The sequence below is a fragment of the Prevotella illustrans genome, from assembly GCF_017426725.1.
Classification (GTDB): Bacteria; Bacteroidota; Bacteroidia; order Bacteroidales; family Bacteroidaceae; genus Prevotella; species Prevotella illustrans.
In genome coordinates this window covers 1-1,024 of record NZ_JAERMS010000086.1, presented here as the reverse complement: position 1 = coordinate 1,024, position 1,024 = coordinate 1, and the positions used below count along the sequence as shown (strand labels likewise).

Annotated in this window: 1 rRNA gene; it reads left to right on the top strand. The window is 54.6% G+C overall.

The features are described from left to right. Window positions 1-1,024 (top strand): 23S ribosomal RNA (locus tag JHU38_RS12260); the annotation flags it as partial.

The window sequence follows — 1,024 nt, the reverse complement described above, 5'->3', positions numbered from 1 at the left end:
CGCATGAGCGTGGGAGCTAACCCGGGGAACTGAAACATCTTAGTACCCGGAGGAATAGAAAATAAACAATGATTCCCCCAGTAGTGGCGAGCGACCGGGGAACAGCCCAAACCGGTGACGTGGCAACGCGCCACCGGGGTTGTAGGACCGCGCCATTGTACTCAGCGTGTGAACAGAACCTTCTGGAAAGAAGGACCATAGAGGGTGATAGTCCCGTATGTGAAGCGCAATGAGACATAGCGGTATCCTGAGTAACGCGGAACACGAGTAATTCTGCGCGAATCCGCCGGGCCCATCCGGCAAGGCTAAATACTCCTGTGAGACCGATAGTGAACGAGTACCGTGAGGGAAAGGTGAAAAGCACTTCGAGGAGAAGAGTGAAATAGTTCCTGAACCCATCCGCCTACAAGCGGTCGGAGCCATGTAAGTGGTGACGGCGTGCCTTTTGCATAATGAACCTACGAGTTACCTTCTCCGGCGAGGTTAAGGGCCTGAGAGTCCCCGAGCCGCAGTGAAAGCGAGCCTGAATAGGGCGTTTGTCCTTTTGGACATCTAGTCGGAGGTGGTAGACGCGAAACCAAGTGATCTACACTTGACCAGGTTGAAGTTCCGGTAACACGGAATGGAGGACCGCACGGATAAGCGTTGAAAAGCTTCCCGATGAGTTGAGTGTAGGAGTGAAAGGCCAATCAAACTTGGAGATAGCTCGTACTCCCCGAAAGGCATTTAGGTGCCGCGTGCATATATTCCCCTGAGAGGTAGAGCGACCGATAGGACGCGAGGGCTTCACCGCCTATCAAGTCCTGCCGAACTCCGAATGCTCATGGTTTGCATATGCGCAGTAAGGGGGCGGGTGCTAAGGTCCGTCCCCGAGAGGAGAAGAATCCGGACCGCCGTCTAAGGTCCCCGAGTTCTGCCTGAGTTAGTCTAACGAAGTCCGGTCCCTTTGACAGCCAGGATGTTGGCTTGGAAGCAGCCATTCATTCAAAGAGTGCGTAACAGCTCACTGGTCGAGGGTCCGGGC